16 protein-coding genes, 1 pseudogene and 1 other annotated feature are annotated in these 15,313 nt (G+C 44.2%); of the genes and pseudogenes, 15 read left to right on the forward strand and 2 right to left on the reverse strand.

The genetic code is table 11. The features are described 5' to 3' along the window. The first annotated feature begins 26 nt into the window (after positions 1-26). The 4 genes from dnaI to thrS all read left to right on the forward strand — a co-directional run bounded on the left by dnaI (position 27) and on the right by thrS (position 4,887). Positions 27-962: a primosomal protein DnaI gene (gene dnaI, locus AAGG74_RS00890; protein ID WP_162101069.1), complete on the forward strand. Its 936-nt coding sequence runs from the start codon at positions 27-29 to the stop codon at positions 960-962. A gap of 33 nt (positions 963-995) precedes the next feature. After that, positions 996-1,637 (forward strand): TVP38/TMEM64 family protein, encoded by a 642-nt coding sequence (locus AAGG74_RS00895; RefSeq protein ID WP_162101068.1) that lies wholly within the window; start codon positions 996-998, stop codon positions 1,635-1,637. Positions 1,638-1,715: 78 nt separating this feature from the next. Then, entirely contained in the window at positions 1,716-2,555 is an 840-nt protein-coding gene (gene ytxC, locus AAGG74_RS00900; protein ID WP_429674266.1) for a putative sporulation protein YtxC, read from the forward strand. 400 nt (positions 2,556-2,955) lie between these two features. Then, positions 2,956-4,887 carry a threonine--tRNA ligase gene (thrS, locus tag AAGG74_RS00905; protein WP_429674267.1) on the forward strand — a complete coding sequence of 644 codons (1,932 nt, stop codon included), beginning with the start codon at positions 2,956-2,958 and terminating at the stop codon, positions 4,885-4,887. Positions 4,888-4,927: 40 nt separating this feature from the next. Here thrS and AAGG74_RS00910 read toward each other — a convergent pair whose 3' ends face one another. Then, complete coding sequence (locus AAGG74_RS00910; RefSeq protein WP_429674268.1) at positions 4,928-5,710, reverse strand: HAD family hydrolase; 783 nt, start codon at positions 5,708-5,710, stop codon at positions 4,928-4,930. A gap of 166 nt (positions 5,711-5,876) precedes the next feature. On the opposite strand from AAGG74_RS00910, the gene AAGG74_RS00915 reads away from it, so the two are divergent. The 8 genes from AAGG74_RS00915 (at position 5,877) to AAGG74_RS00950 (ending at position 11,643) form a co-directional block, all read left to right on the forward strand. Further along, on the forward strand, positions 5,877-7,655 hold the full coding sequence (locus AAGG74_RS00915; protein WP_429674270.1) for a LytS/YhcK type 5TM receptor domain-containing protein: 1,779 nt from the start codon (positions 5,877-5,879) through the stop codon (positions 7,653-7,655). Then, positions 7,633-8,358 (forward strand): LytR/AlgR family response regulator transcription factor, encoded by a 726-nt coding sequence (locus AAGG74_RS00920; protein ID WP_429674271.1) that lies wholly within the window; start codon positions 7,633-7,635, stop codon positions 8,356-8,358. The genes AAGG74_RS00915 and AAGG74_RS00920 overlap by 23 nt, the downstream gene beginning before the upstream one ends. A 133-nt stretch (positions 8,359-8,491) precedes the next feature. Next, positions 8,492-8,932: an antiholin-like murein hydrolase modulator LrgA gene (lrgA, locus tag AAGG74_RS00925; protein ID WP_429674272.1), complete on the forward strand. Its 441-nt coding sequence runs from the start codon at positions 8,492-8,494 to the stop codon at positions 8,930-8,932. Positions 8,933-8,952: 20 nt separating this feature from the next. Then, entirely contained in the window at positions 8,953-9,648 is a 696-nt protein-coding gene (lrgB, locus tag AAGG74_RS00930) for an antiholin-like protein LrgB (RefSeq protein WP_429674273.1), read from the forward strand. A gap of 355 nt (positions 9,649-10,003) precedes the next feature. Beyond that, positions 10,004-10,134, forward strand: a sequence feature (ribosomal protein L20 leader region). Between the two features lie 58 nt (positions 10,135-10,192). Further along, positions 10,193-10,714 carry a translation initiation factor IF-3 gene (infC, locus tag AAGG74_RS00935; RefSeq protein WP_082022621.1) on the forward strand — a complete coding sequence of 174 codons (522 nt, stop codon included), beginning with the start codon at positions 10,193-10,195 and terminating at the stop codon, positions 10,712-10,714. A 12-nt stretch (positions 10,715-10,726) separates the two neighbouring features. Then, on the forward strand, positions 10,727-10,927 hold the full coding sequence (gene rpmI, locus AAGG74_RS00940) for a 50S ribosomal protein L35 (protein WP_003184267.1): 201 nt from the start codon (positions 10,727-10,729) through the stop codon (positions 10,925-10,927). 31 nt (positions 10,928-10,958) lie between these two features. Further along, positions 10,959-11,318 carry a 50S ribosomal protein L20 gene (rplT, locus tag AAGG74_RS00945; RefSeq protein ID WP_162101060.1) on the forward strand — a complete coding sequence of 120 codons (360 nt, stop codon included), beginning with the start codon at positions 10,959-10,961 and terminating at the stop codon, positions 11,316-11,318. A gap of 55 nt (positions 11,319-11,373) precedes the next feature. Continuing rightward, complete coding sequence (locus AAGG74_RS00950) at positions 11,374-11,643, forward strand: DUF1294 domain-containing protein (protein ID WP_429674274.1); 270 nt, start codon at positions 11,374-11,376, stop codon at positions 11,641-11,643. A 16-nt stretch (positions 11,644-11,659) separates the two neighbouring features. Here the strand turns inward: AAGG74_RS00950 and AAGG74_RS00955 are convergent, their stop codons facing one another. Next, complete coding sequence (locus tag AAGG74_RS00955) at positions 11,660-12,052, reverse strand: sigma-w pathway protein ysdB (RefSeq protein WP_429674275.1); 393 nt, start codon at positions 12,050-12,052, stop codon at positions 11,660-11,662. Between the two features lie 168 nt (positions 12,053-12,220). On the opposite strand from AAGG74_RS00955, the gene AAGG74_RS00960 reads away from it, so the two are divergent. The 3 genes and pseudogenes from AAGG74_RS00960 to araA all read left to right on the forward strand — a co-directional run bounded on the left by AAGG74_RS00960 (position 12,221) and on the right by araA (position 15,309). Then, the gene (locus AAGG74_RS00960) at positions 12,221-13,306 is read left to right on the forward strand and encodes a M42 family metallopeptidase (RefSeq protein WP_162101057.1); all 1,086 of its coding nucleotides are present in this window, start codon (positions 12,221-12,223) and stop codon (positions 13,304-13,306) included. 57 nt (positions 13,307-13,363) lie between these two features. Continuing rightward, positions 13,364-13,686 (forward strand): annotated as a pseudogene (locus tag AAGG74_RS00965) (hypothetical protein); the annotation flags it as partial. 132 nt (positions 13,687-13,818) lie between these two features. After that, positions 13,819-15,309, forward strand: coding sequence for an L-arabinose isomerase (gene araA, locus AAGG74_RS00970; RefSeq protein WP_429674276.1), 1,491 nt, complete (start codon positions 13,819-13,821; stop codon positions 15,307-15,309). The last annotated feature ends 4 nt before the right edge of the window (positions 15,310-15,313 follow it).

Genomic DNA, 15,313 nt, shown 5'->3' on the forward strand with positions numbered 1-15,313 from the left:
GACAGAGATGCGGGGTGAAGCAATAGATGGAACCAATCGGCCGTTCCTTGCAGGGCGTAACCGGCAGGCCGGATTTCCAAAAACGCCTTGAACAAATGAAAGAAAAAGTCATGAATGATCAAGATGTTCAGGTATTTTTGAAGGAAAACGAAGAGATAATTGACCAAAAAATGATCGAAAAGAGCCTAAATAAGCTCTATGAATATATCGGGCAAAGCAAGAATTGCTCCTATTGTTCGGAAGATGAAGATTGCAATAACCTGCTTGAGGGCTACCATCCGAAGCTTGTTGTCAATGGCCGCGCTATTGATATTGAGTATTTTGAATGTCCGGTCAAACGAAAACTCGACCAGCAGAAAAAACAAAAGTCCCTTATGAAAAGCATGTATATCCAAAAGGACCTTCTCGGAGCAACATTCCAGCAGGTTGATATCAATGATCCGAGCAGGCTTGCGATGTTCCAGCATGTTACAGATTTTTTGAAAAGCTATAATGAGACGGGAAAAGGGAAAGGACTGTATTTATACGGAAAATTCGGAGTAGGAAAAACGTTTATGCTCGCTGCGATTGCCAATGAGCTGGCGGAAAAAGAGTATTCTTCCATGATCGTTTATGTGCCCGAATTTGTGAGAGAGCTCAAGAACTCGCTTCAAGACCATTCATTGGAGGAGAAGCTTAATATGGTTAAAACGACACCAGTATTGATGCTCGATGACCTCGGAGCGGAATCAATGACGAGCTGGGTAAGAGATGAAGTCATCGGAACAGTGCTTCAGCACAGAATGTCCCAGCAGCTGCCGACTTTCTTTTCTTCTAACTTCTCACCTGACGAACTGAAGCATCATTTTACGTATTCACAAAGAGGAGAAAAGGAAGAGGTGAAAGCGGCAAGATTAATGGAACGGATATTATATTTGGCTGCTCCGATCCGCCTTGATGGCGAAAACCGCCGCCATCCGTAATTGCTGCGGTTCAAAGGGGAAGGAACTGAAGATATGAAACGAAAAAACGTTCTTAAATGGCTGGCGTTGCTGGCTATTGTTGGTTTAATCTTTTGGGGAAATAAAAGGTATTTGAATGTATCGCCGAAAGAGATCAGAGTTTGGGTATTGTCTTTTGGGGTTTTTGCTCCTCTGATGTTTATCGGAATATCCGTCGTCAGGCCGCTTGTTTTATTTCCAGTGTCTGTTATTTCTGTAGCGGGCGGCCTTGCGTTTGGTCCGCTCCTCGGTACGCTTTATACGTTGTTCGGATCGATGTGCGCTGCTGCTGTATCGTTTTTTGCAGCAGGTCTATTTGTCGCGAAAAAGAATGGCCAGTACGAAAAGCTGGAAGCCATTCAGAAGCAAATGGAGGATCACGGCTTTTTTTATATCTTTCTTTTAAGAATCCTGCCGATCAATTTTGATTTCGTCAGTTATGCGGCGGGCCTTTCTAATGTCAAAGCGCTGTCCTATTTTGCGGCGACGGCTGCGGGGATCATCCCAGGGACCATCGCGCTTAATGTGCTGGGGGCGAGCTTTTTGTCAGGCAATTTGCCTGCCTTTTTTATGGTGCTCTTTTTGTATATCGTTTTTATTTCACTGCCGTTTATCTTCAAAAAGAAAATGAAAAGCTTGTTTCAAGAATCAAATTAAGATTTGCCAATGACCTTTACGTCTATTTTAAAAACATCCCCCATATACTTGTAACAGATGCCGTAAGGGGGGACAAACATGCTTGAAATAATCTTCGAAGATGACCATGATGCAGCCGCTTTTTTACATCTCATTCAGCATTCGGACGATCGGCACAATATCATTGTCCGGGAAGGCATGCGAAAAATTGAGATTGAAAAAGCGCAGCCGGCTTTCTCTATTCAGCGTTTTATGGAGCCGATTCTGGTCGAGTTTTTTTTGGAGTGCAAAGAAGACGAGCATATGCTGTCATTGATTGAGGAAACATATTGTTTCACAGACAATGATGAACAGCAGCAGATCCTGCAGCTCGCACACAGTATAATTGAAGGAGAGGCGGACGCGATTGAGCCGCTAAAGCTTTCGCGGAAACAAGCTATTTTGAGTGAACTTCAAACGATCGGTTTAGAGGAAGGCGTATTTTCCATTCGTTCCTTTCAGACCTTCCGGCTTGGACAATACTACAAGCAGCTGAGAGACATCACGGAAGCGGCGATAGATGAATATAAGATAGAACAGGAATATCAAAACTTTATTCAAACACTCAGAGACTATGTAATGGCCAAACAGCCGCGAATCAAAAAGGTGCATATTGTCCATGATGGTTCCTTTACCTTATGGGAGCTGCGCTATATGCCGGAACGGGAAAAAATGAAATACATAGACAGGCGATTCGTCCGGGATCATCCTATGTATATTGATTCTCATTTGCTCGCGCCTCTGATATCCATTGCGCCTGATGAAGTGGTTCTTTATACCGATCAGCCGGAGCATCTGATGGCAAGAACCATTCAAAATATATTTCTCGAGCGAATGGAAATGCTTCCACTCCACACTTTTTCAGACGCAGACATACCTGTGAAGCACTCAGAAGGATAAGAGCCGGCAGCCTGTAAATATAAGGCTGTCGGTTTGAAAAAAGAAAATGTGATCGTGTTGATTTTTTGGAATGAACAATTTATAATACATAGAAGATTAAGAAAGACACACGTATTGATAAGGACACGAAGGAATGATACCGGCTCAAAGAGAGGGAAGCCCAGGCTGCAAGCTTCCTAGCTAAGGACCATTCGCTTTACCGCCTTTGAACTTCAGCTGTGAACCCCTCGATAAGGGGCAGTAATGGCTGACGGGAACTCCCGTTACAGAGCTTAGAGCCGCAGGAGCCGGAGTTATTGGCTTAGCGGAAAAAAGGGTGGAACCACGATTCCGTTTATTCAACCTCGTCCCTTTCATAGGGGGCGGGGTTTTTTATATGCAAAAAAAAGGAGTGACCTAGATGTCAGATATGGTGAAAATCACATTTCCTGATGGAGCAGTCAAGGAGTTTGCGAAAGGAACAACAACAGAAGATATCGCGGCATCCATCAGTCCGGGATTAAAGAAGAAATCATTAGCCGGAAAACTGAACGGAATAGAAATCGATTTAAGAACGCCGATCAATGAAGACGGTACAGTGGAAATCATTACAGAAGGCTCCGAAGAAGGTCTTCAAATTATGCGCCACAGTACGGCTCACTTGCTGGCTCAAGCGATTAAACGCATATACAAAGATGTGAAATTCGGAGTCGGTCCGGTCATCGAAAACGGTTTTTACTATGATGTAGAAATGGAAGAGGCGATCACGCCGGAGGACCTGCCGAAGATCGAGAAAGAAATGAAAAAAATCGTCAATGCGAACCTTCCGATCGTTCGAAAAGAAGTCAGCCGCGAAGAAGCGAAAGCCCGCTTTGCAGAAATCGGCGACGACCTGAAGCTTGAACTGTTGGATGCAATCCCTGAAGGAGAAACCGTTTCGATCTATGAGCAGGGCGAATTCTTTGACCTGTGCCGCGGCGTGCATGTTCCTTCCACAGGGAAAATAAAAGAGTTTAAGCTCTTAAGTCTTGCGGGCGCATACTGGCGCGGTGACAGCAATAATCAAATGCTTCAGCGCGTATACGGCACAGCTTTCTTCAAAAAAGCTGATCTTGAAGAGCATCTTCGCATGCTTGAAGAAGCGAAAGAACGCGATCATAGAAAGCTCGGCAAAGAATTAAGACTGTTTGCGAACTCTCAAAAAGTCGGACAAGGCTTGCCGCTTTGGCTGCCGAAAGGCGCGACAATCCGCCGCGTCATCGAGCGCTACATTGTCGATAAAGAAATCAGCCTCGGCTATGAGCATGTATACACACCAGTGCTCGGAAGCAAAGAGCTGTATGAAACATCAGGACACTGGGATCATTATCAAGAAGGCATGTTCCCTCCGATGGAAATGGATAATGAAACGCTTGTATTGCGTCCGATGAACTGCCCGCACCATATGATGATTTACAAACAAGACATTCACAGCTACCGTGAACTTCCAATTCGTATTGCGGAACTTGGAACGATGCACCGCTATGAAATGTCAGGTGCGCTGTCAGGACTTCAACGTGTGCGTGGAATGACGTTAAATGATGCACACATCTTTGTGCGCCCGGATCAAATTAAGGATGAGTTTATCCGTACAGTCCGTTTAATCCAAGATGTATACGAAGATTTCGGTCTAAGTGATTACACATTCCGCCTGTCTTACCGTGATCCAGAAGATACAGAGAAATATTTTGATGACGATGAAATGTGGAACAAAGCGCAATCTATGCTGAAAGCGGCAATGGACGAAATCGGCCATGACTATTACGAAGCAGAAGGTGAGGCGGCATTCTACGGCCCTAAACTTGATGTTCAGGTAAAAACAGCCATCGGCAAAGAAGAAACATTGTCTACAGTCCAGCTCGACTTCTTATTGCCTGAACGTTTCGATCTGACTTATATCGGCGAAGACGGCAAGCAGCACCGTCCTGTTGTAATTCACAGAGGTGTCGTATCAACAATGGAACGCTTTGTTGCCTTCTTAATTGAAGAACATAAAGGCGCACTGCCAACATGGCTTGCACCGGTTCAATTCCAAGTCATCCCGGTTTCTCCGACTGTGCATTTAGACTATGCGAAAAAAGTTCAGGAACGCCTGCAGCGTGAAGGTCTGCGCGTAGAACTTGACAGCCGTGATGAAAAAATTGGCTACAAAATCCGTGAAGCGCAAATGCAAAAAATCCCGTACATGCTTGTGGTCGGTGATCAAGAAGCAGAAAACGGCGCGGTAAATGTCCGTAAGTACGGAGAGCAAAACTCTGAAACCATTTCACTTGATGATTTTGTGAAAAAGGCAGTAGCCGAGGCGAAAAAATAACATAAAAAAGCATGATCTCATTGAAGAGATCATGCTTTTTTTATTTCTCTAATATAGGAAACAAATCATGAAGGCTGCTAATGATGTAATCTGGCGTCACATCGGTTTCATTTTTCTTATCCGTACGGTTGATCCAAACGGTTGTGATTCCAGCTTTTGAAGCGCCTAAAATATCAGTGTTCAAATTATCGCCGACCATGATTGCATGTTCTTTTTCAATATTCAGCAGCTGAAGGCAGTGTTCAAAAATGGTAACATCGGGTTTGCCTTTGCCGAAAGCGCCAGAAATGACGATTTCATTGAAATAAGGGGCGAGTTCCGGCACGCCGGCGAGCTTTTCCTTTTGCAGGCTCGGATCGCCGTTTGTCAAAAGCAGCAATTCATATCTGCCTTTTAGCTGATCAAGCACAGCGAATGTTTCCTCATATACAAACGGGCGCTTTCTGCGCTCTTCCGCAAAAAACGCGCCTAAGTATTCGCCGTATGCGGGATCATCTATGCCAAGTGCCCTCAGTCCGTTTGTCCATGCGTTTTTTCTATACTCCGGCACAATCTTGTTCAGCTTTTGAAAGCCTTCACTGATCGGTTCTGAGAAATTGGACCACAGTCCTTCAAACGGATTTATGCCGATCATCACTGTGTATGGATACGTCTCATATGACATATACAATTCTCTTGCCGCTTTACGAACAGCTTCTTCGAATGCCCGCGGATCAAGGCCATATTTTTTTTCTGCCTGTAAACAAGTTGCTGCAAATGTAGTTCTGACGCTTTTTTCGTCCCAAAGTAGTGTATCGTCTAAATCAAAAAATACGGCTTTCATGATCTTCTCCTCTGCTTCAGATTCAAATCTTTCTGTCAAAAAGCTCACGTTTTATTTTACAATAGATGAAAGCCTTGCGAAATATGTTTTCAGATGATTTTAAAAAAACAGTCAGCTGTGAATCGAAAACATGCTAGAATGAAAGCGGAAAGAACAGGTGACATGTATGATCCATTTAATGATTATGATGCTTGAGAGGGTAGGAATTATCGTTATATTGGGGTTCATACTTGCCCATACGAAGCTTTTCAGACAAGCACTACAGCAGGACGGCTATAAAGGAAAAGCGGTTTTAATTTCTATTTTCTCTCTTTTCAGCATGATCAGCAACTATACAGGCATTGAAATCCAAAAAAATATGATTGTAAACAATGACTGGGTGTTTGCCATAGATCCATCAGGCTCAATCGCGAATACCCGTATTTTAGGGGTGGAAATAGGGGGGCTTCTCGGAGGCCCGTATGTAGGGGCGGGAATTGGTATACTGGCGGGGCTGCATCGTTTTTCGCTCGGCGGCAGCACGGCCTTCAGCTGTGCGGTATCATCCGTTTTAGCAGGTATTCTTGCAGGTTTGATCGGCAGATATTTTACGAAGCGCTACCGAATGCCGACACCGCGCGTTGCCGCTCTTGTGGGAATCGGCATGGAGTCCCTGCAGATGGTGATTATTTTGCTGATGGCGAAACCGCTTCATCATGCTTGGGAGCTTGTCAGTATGATTGGAATTCCAATGATACTCATCAATGGAACAGGCAGTTTTGTGTTTCTGTCCATTATTCAAGCGATCATTCGCAAGGAAGAGCAGGCAAGAGCGCTTGAAACACACCGAGTGCTGACGATTGCTGACCAGACGCTTCCATTTTTTCGCCAAGGTCTCAATGAAAACTCCTGTAAAAGTGTGGCGGCTATTATCCATAAGCTGACGGGAACAGATGCGGTATCTCTCACTGACAAAGAGAGGATCCTTGCGCATGTCGGCGCGGGAATAGATCATCACATTCCATCAAAAAGTCTGATCACCGGATTGTCCAAAAAGGTGATTAAAACAGGGAGAATCATGAAGGCGGCGTCCCAGGAAGAGATAGAATGCACGCATGCGGAATGTCCTTTGCACGCGGCGATTGTCCTGCCGCTGACATCAAACGGCAAAACAATCGGCACCTTAAAAATGTACTTTAAAAGCCCGGCAGGCCTGAACCAAGTAGAGGAGGAGCTTGCTGAAGGACTGGCCATGCTGTTTTCAACACAGCTTGAGCTTGGGGAAGCAGAGCTGCAAAGCAAGCTTCTCAAGGATGCTGAAATCAAGGCGCTTCAAGCACAGGTGAATCCGCACTTTTTATTTAATGCGATCAACACGATTTCTGCGTTATGCCGCACGGATGTGGAAAAAACCCGTAAGCTCTTAATACAGCTCAGTGTTTATTTTCGTTCAAACCTTCAAGGAGCGAGACAGCTGCTGATACCGCTCTCAAAGGAGATGAACCATCTTCACGCCTATTTGTCATTAGAACAGGCGCGTTTTCCCGGGAAATATAAGATTGAGTTCAACATCGACAGACGACTGGAGCATATCGAAATCCCGCCGTTTGTTTTGCAGGTGCTTGTGGAGAACGCGCTTCGGCACGCGTTTCCGAAAAAACAAGACAAGTGCAAAGTTACGGTTTGTGTTCAATCTGATGATACATCCGTCTATATGAAGGTGACGGATAACGGATGGGGAATTCCGTCGAATGTTCTGCCGGAGCTAGGAAAGAAACCATTTCCGTCTAAAGAGGGAACCGGTACAGCGCTTTATAATCTGAATCAGCGGCTGATCGGTTTATTCGGGCAGCAGGCTGCGCTTCATCTCAGGAGTGAAGTTGATAAAGGGACAGAGGTGTCCTTTCAAGTGCCAATGAAACAAATGAAAGAAGGTGAAGAACATGCTCAGGGTGTTAATCGTTGATGATGAGGTGCTGGCAAGGGATGAACTGGCTTACTTGCTCAAGCGAACTAATGAGGAAATAGAGCTTACTGAAGCGGAAAATATTGAATCTGCTTTTGACCAAATGATGGATCAAAAGCCTGATCTTCTATTTTTAGACATTGATTTATCCGGAGAAAACGGTTTTGATATTGCAAAGCGATTGAAGAAAATGAAGCATCCTCCTGCTGTTGTGTTTGCGACAGCGTATGATCAATATGCGCTCAAAGCGTTTGAGGTGGATGCGCTTGATTATTTAACAAAGCCTTTCGATGAGGAAAGAATTCAGCAAACGCTGAAAAAATATAAAAAAGGGAATCGGGATAATGGTGAAGCAGATCAGAGCAGCCACACCGGCCAGCATAAACTCGCATTGTCTATCGGAGAATCAATTGTAATCGTAGATACGAAGGACATTATCTATGCCGGAACGGAAGATCGTCATGTGAATGTAAAAACTTTTGATACAGCTTACACGGTCAGCGATACGCTCGTTGTGATTGAGAAAAAGCTGCCTGATGCTGATTTTATCCGCGTCCACCGGAGCTTTGTGGTCAATACCGAATATATTAAAGAAATTCAGCCGTGGTTTAATTCAACATACAACCTGATCATGAAAGACGGATCAAAAATACCGGTCAGCCGGACATATGCGAAGGAATTGAAAAAGCTGCTTCATATTTGATGGGCGGCTTTTTGCATTTCAGCCATTTGATTCTGCAACTCAGTGCCGCTATTCGGCATGTTATCTTGAAAGCGCTTCATAAGGAGAGATTCTTATTTATAATGAGGGAACAAAAGAGAAAGAGGTGAAGAAAATGAGTGCTAAAAAAGTGTACGGGTTTTTAACACAAGCATTTATTTTTGCCGTCATTATGCTGGTTTCAAATATGATTGCCGCTATTGTCCCGATACCTATTCCGGCATCGGTTGTAGGGCTGGTTCTATTATTTCTCCTATTATGCTTGAAAGTCATTAAACTGGAACAAGTAGAAACACTCGGAACGTCTTTAACCTCTCTGATCGGATTTTTATTTGTCCCGTCTGGTATATCTGTTATGAATTCACTTGGCGTCATGCAGCAATACGGCCTGCAAATTGTTCTTGTCATTCTGCTCGCCACGATCATTTTGCTGGGGGCTACGGGATTGTTTTCACAGCTGATTCTTTCGCTGAGCAGAAAACGCGAGACCCCAGCGGACATGAAAACAAAAACAGCGCAAAACCCGCAGAGCAATAAAGAACTCGCTCATCATTAAGGAAACAGGAGGTTCATCAGATGGAAAGCACAATGAGTCCTTATTTCGGTATTGTCGTATCGCTTGCAGCGTTCGGTATCGGCACCTTTTTATTTAAGAAAACGAAAGGCTTTTTCCTTTTCACTCCTCTGTTTGTTGCCATGGTGCTTGGGATCGCATTTTTGAAAATTGGCGGTTTTTCCTACGCGGACTATCATAACGGGGGGGAAATCATTAAGTTTTTCCTTGAGCCTGCGACAATCGCCTTTGCTATTCCGTTATACAAACAAAGAGAAAAGCTGAAAAAATATTGGTGGCAAATCATGTCCTCCATTATTGTCGGCTCTATCTGCTCAGTCACGATTGTTTATTTGCTTGCAAAAGGTATTCACCTCGATGCGGCAGTTATGAAAAGCATGCTTCCGCAGGCGGCTACAACGGCAATTGCGCTTCCGCTCTCAAAAGACATCGGAGGCATCAGTGACATAACAGCCTTTGCGGTCATTTTTAACGCTGTTATTGTTTATGCGCTAGGAGCATTATTCTTGAAGGTGTTTAAAGTGAAAAATCCGATTTCTAAAGGATTGGCCCTCGGAACGTCCGGACATGCACTCGGTGTAGCTGTCGGAATTGAGATGGGGGAAGTTGAAGCTGCGATGGCAAGTATTGCGGTTGTCGTAGTGGGCGTGGTGACGGTTTTAGTCATCCCTTTGTTCATCCAGCTGATCGGAGGATAAGCCAAGGCCTGCGAGCCTTGGCTTTTTCGTGCGTATTACGGATCGATATATCTAAATAGGAAACCGTGATCATAATGAGAAGGATGGGGGAGAGATGACTGGTTCTTTAGGTGTTCCTCTCCGGTCATGACTGAATTCAGCTGCTGGGTGTGTGAACAGAAAATCAGCTTATTTCAAGGAGCGGATATGAGATACTGCTCGCTGAATCGATCTTATTCAGTGAACAGGCTGAAAGATTTTCTTTTGCGCTCTTGCGCTCCTAGAAAACCCATGTTACAATATAAAAGTTGTTCCGGATAAGTCATTCTTGACTAAAAGTCCGGTATTGTGTAGAATAGTTATTGAATTGAATATAAATCACAAGCAGAAGCACCCGCTTCTCACCTGATTGACACATGCATGTAGTTGGCAGGTTGACCGTACATTTTTATTGATACAGATGTTCGTAGTGTGGGTGTTTTATAACGCCCACACTTTTTGTTTGCCTGCAGAATGCAGTCAAAATGAGTTGTGAATCAATTCGAAGAAACTATGGAGGTGGCTCATTATTAGCAAAGATCAATTGGTTAATGAGGGTATCCGTGCACGTGAGGTCCGTTTAATCGGACAAAATGGCGACCAGCTTGGAATCAAGTCCCGTCAGGAAGCACTTGAAATCGCCGGCCGCGCAAATCTTGACCTTGTGTTAGTTGCAGCGAATGCAAAACCGCCTGTATGCCGCATTATGGACTACGGTAAGTTCAGATTCGAGCAGCAGAAAAAGGACAAAGAAGCACGCAAAAATCAAAAAATCATTAACTTAAAAGAAGTTAGATTAAGTCCGACAATCGATGAGCATGACTTTAATACGAAATTGCGAAATGCGATTAAATTCCTTGAAAAAGGCGATAAAGTAAAAGCTTCTATCCGCTTTAAAGGACGCGCAATCACTCATAAAGAAATCGGCCAGCGTGTGTTAGACCGTTTTTCTGAAGCATGTGCTGACGTTGCGACTGTCGAAACAAAACCAAAAATGGACGGCCGCAGCATGTTCTTAATGCTCGCGCCGAAAAACGAAAAGCAATAAGGAGGAAATCCCATGCCAAAAATGAAAACTCACCGCGGATCTGCTAAACGTTTTAAAAAGACAGGTTCTGGGAAGTTAAAACGTTCTCACGCATATACAAGTCACTTATTCGCCAACAAATCTCAAAAGCAAAAGCGTAAGCTTCGCAAGAGTGCTGTTGTAAGCGCAGGAGACTTCAAACGCATCAAACAACAGCTTGCTAACATCAAGTAATCGGACAAGGAACAATTAGGAGGGAAATTTTATGCCAAGAGTAAAAGGCGGAACTGTGTCGCGTCAGCGTCGTAAAAAGGTTCTTAAATTAGCAAAAGGTTATTTCGGTTCAAAACATAGATTATACAAAGTAGCAAACCAGCAGGTCATGAAATCTGGAAACTACGCTTTCCGTGACCGTCGTCAGAAAAAACGTGATTTCCGTAAGCTTTGGATCACTCGTATCAACGCAGCTGCTCGTATGAACGGTCTTTCTTACAGCCGTTTAATGCACGGTCTTAAGCTTTCTGGTATCGAAGTAAACCGTAAAATGCTTGCTGATCTTGCTGTAAACGATCTTACTGCATTCAATCAGCTTGCTGATGCTGCTAAAGCTCAATTAAACAAGTAATCATACAGGGCCGCTCTCCAGCAGAGCGGCTTTTTTATATAAAGGATGAGGCCACATGATTATTGCTGTCTATCTGGTGCTGATAAATTTGTGCGGTTTTTGGGTGATGGGCGCTGATAAACGAAAAGCGCAGCAGCACAAATGGAGAATTTCTGAAGAACGGCTCTGGCTGATAACGATCGTCTTTGGCGCGCTCGGTGTCTGGCTTGGCATGCAAACCTTCCGACATAAAACGAAGCACGCGTCTTTTAAGTACGGAGTGCCGCTTCTTTTGATAATTGAAGCGATTTTGATCGGCGTGTATTACAGCCCGTTTGATTTATAAAAAGCAGAAAAGCGCTTTAGCGCTCTTCTGCTTTTTTTGCGAGTTTAATGGGCTGGTCCCAGTCAATCTTACAATTTGGATAACGTTCCAGCACTTTTTCTTCGATGTTCTCAAAATCTTTTGCAGAGAAACGCTTCAGCTTCTCAGGAGATTCTGTCCAGACAAAGATAGTATGGATAAACAGCGGATGATCTTTGGAAGGAATATGTTTTTCTCCTTCAAAAAGCACGCCTTTATACGTTAGTTGAAAGTTCTTACGGGCGTTGTTCTGTTCATCGATCATATAAAAATCTTCTTTTGATTGGGCCAGCTTCAGCCTTCTCTTTGGGTTTGCGGCATATTTGACTACGGCATAAATACAATAAGCAAAAAGTGCAAGGAATATGATCCTTAAAGCCAAGGCAAACATTGTGTGAAGGCACCTCCCTTATTGTGGTGATCTGATGTAATACGAAGAGCATAGAAAAAAGTTTCACTTTTTTTAAACATATACCCGATTTTCAAGTGAAATAGTCGTATGGTTAGCGCCAGGTTTTGTATAATAAGAAGATAGGACTGATGAAGGAGGTTTTGGAACATGGCAAAATTAGATGAAACATTGACCATGCTGAAAGATTTAACAGATGCAAAAGGCATACCGGGCAATGAGAGAGAAGTAAGGCAAGTGATGAAATCATACATAGAACCATTTGCTGATGAGGTGACAACAGATCGGCTGGGCAGTTTAATTGCCAAAAAAACAGGTGCGGAAAACGGGCCGAAAATTATGATTGCCGGGCATTTGGACGAAGTCGGTTTTATGGTGACACAAATCACTGATAAAGGCTTCATCCGTTTCCAAACCGTCGGCGGCTGGTGGGCGCAGGTCATGCTGGCCCAGCGTGTCACTATTGTAACGAAAAAAGGCGAAATCACAGGGGTTATCGGCTCTAAGCCGCCGCATATTTTATCTCCTGAAGCGAGAAAAAAATCAATAGAGATAAAAGAGATGTTTATTGATATTGGTGCTTCAAGCCGAGATGAAGCCTTGGAATGGGGTGTGCTCCCGGGAGACATGATCGTTCCCCATTTTGAATTTACGGTCATGAATAATGAAAAATTCTTACTGGCGAAGGCTTGGGACAACCGCATCGGCTGTGCGATTGCGATTGATGTGTTAAGAAACTTACAAAACACAGATCATCCAAACATTGTATACGGCGTCGGAACCGTGCAAGAGGAAGTCGGTCTAAGGGGAGCGAAAACGGCTGCACATACTATTCAGCCTGATATTGCATTTGGTGTTGATGTCGGAATAGCAGGAGACACGCCGGGCATTTCCGAGAAGGAAGCACAAAGCAAAATGGGCAAAGGCCCGCAGATTATCATTTACGATGCATCTATGGTCTCTCACAAAGGGTTGCGCGATGCCGTTGTTGCTACCGCAGAAGAAGCAGGCATTCCATACCAATTTGATGCCATTGCAGGGGGCGGAACAGACTCGGGATCCATCCATTTAACGGCAAATGGTGTGCCGGCGCTGTCTATCACTATTGCAACCCGCTACATTCATACGCACGCGGCCATGTTGCACCGTGACGATTATGAAAATGCGGTCAAATTAATTACAGAAGTCATTAAGAAATTAGACCGGAAAACGGTTGATGAGATTACGTACCAATAAAGAGACAGAGGAATCCGCCTAATGAAGGCGGGTTCTTTTTTTGTCTGTCCAATGAATGTTTCATTTAAAAAATCCTGTGACAGAGCAAACAACACGTACAAAATTGTTTGCGGAAGATCTAGAAGCATGACAGGCCCTTATCTTGATAAGACCGGAAAAGCATGCTGGAAAGCGGAGACACCATTTTAGATTTTGGCAATGACCAATGGAAAGGTTCTGGCGGCCAGAATATTGAACGGAAAAAATCCTTGTTCGTCATGCTTTATGATGCCAAGGATAACGGCATTTCGAAGCTTGTCATCAATGATTTGTATCGGAGCTCGAGCTTGCCGTCCAAAAGCCGGGCTAGGCCCCGTCTTTTTAAAAAAAGAAAAGATTGACAGTAAAATAGTCAATTACTATAATGGAATTGTTCGTACAAATTAATTATTATAGACTTATATTTTATTATTGATACGTATCTTTTTGCTGAAATTGAAAGCGTTTTATCTAATAGGAAAGGGGCAGTTAACATGCTTCAGGCAAAAGATTTTGAATTCTGGTTTGTAACAGGAAGCCAGCACCTATACGGGGAAGAGACGTTAAAACTGGTGGACCAGCATGCGGAAAGCATTTGTGAGGGGCTCAGCGGGATTTCTTCCAGATATAAAATCACGCATAAGCCCGTCGTCACCTCATCGGAAACCATCAGACAGCTGTTAAGAGAAGCGGAGTACAGTGAGACATGCGCCGGGATTATCACATGGATGCACACATTTTCTCCCGCGAAAATGTGGATAGAAGGCCTTTCCTCTTATCAAAAACCGCTTATGCACTTGCATACTCAATATCATCGCGATATTCCTTGGGGTACGATTGACATGGACTTTATGAACAGCAACCAATCGGCACACGGCGACCGTGAGTACGGTTATATCAACTCAAGAATGGGTCTGAATCGAAAAGTTATTGCCGGTTATTGGAATGATGAAGAAGTGAAGAAAGAAATTTCCCAGTGGATGGATACGGCGGCTGCATTAAATGAAAGCAGACATATAAAGGTTGCCAGATTCGGAGATAACATGCGTCACGTCGCGGTCACGGACGGAGATAAGGTGGGGGCGCATATTCAATTTGGCTGGCAGGTTGACGGATATGGCATCGGCGACCTTGTAGAAGTGATCAACCGCATTACGGACGACGAGGTTGAGACACTGTATGCGGAGTATGACAGGCTTTATATGATCAGTGAGGAGACAAAACGTGACGAAGTAAAGGCAGCGTCCATTAAAGAACAAGCGAAAATTGAACTTGGCTTAACCGCTTTTCTGGAACAAGGAGGTTACACAGCTTTTACAACATCGTTTGAAGTGCTGCACGGAATGAAACAGCTGCCGGGACTTGCCGTACAGCGCTTGATGGAGAAAGGTTACGGGTTCGCAGGTGAGGGAGATTGGAAGACCGCAGCTCTTGTACGGATAATGAAAATCATGGCTGAAGGAAAAAGGACATCCTTTATGGAGGATTATACGTATCATTTTGAACCGGGAAATGAAATGATTCTGGGCTCGCACATGCTTGAAGTGTGTCCGACTGTCGCATTGGATCAGCCTAAAATTGAAGTTCATCCGCTTTCAATCGGTGGTAAAGAGGATCCTGCGCGTTTTGTATTTAACGGCATCAGCGGTTCAGCCATTCAAGCAAGCCTCGTTGATATCGGGGGGCGTTTCCGCCTTGTTTTGAATGAGGTTAACGGACAGGAAATTGAAAAAGAAATGCCGAATCTGCCTGTGGCCCGTGTTCTCTGGAAGCCGGAGCCGTCACTGAAAACAGCGGCAGAGGCATGGATTTTAGCCGGCGGCGCACATCACACCTGCTTGTCTTATGAACTGACCGCGGAGCAAATGCTTGATTGGGCAGAAATGGCGGGGATCGAAAGCGTGCTTATTTCCCGTGATACGACAGTTCACAAGCTGAAGCACGAATTAAAATGGAATGAGGCGCTATACCGGCTTCAAAAATAGAAAG

Source organism: Bacillus mexicanus (assembly GCF_050445615.1).
Lineage (GTDB): Bacteria > Bacillota > Bacilli > Bacillales > Bacillaceae > Bacillus > Bacillus mexicanus.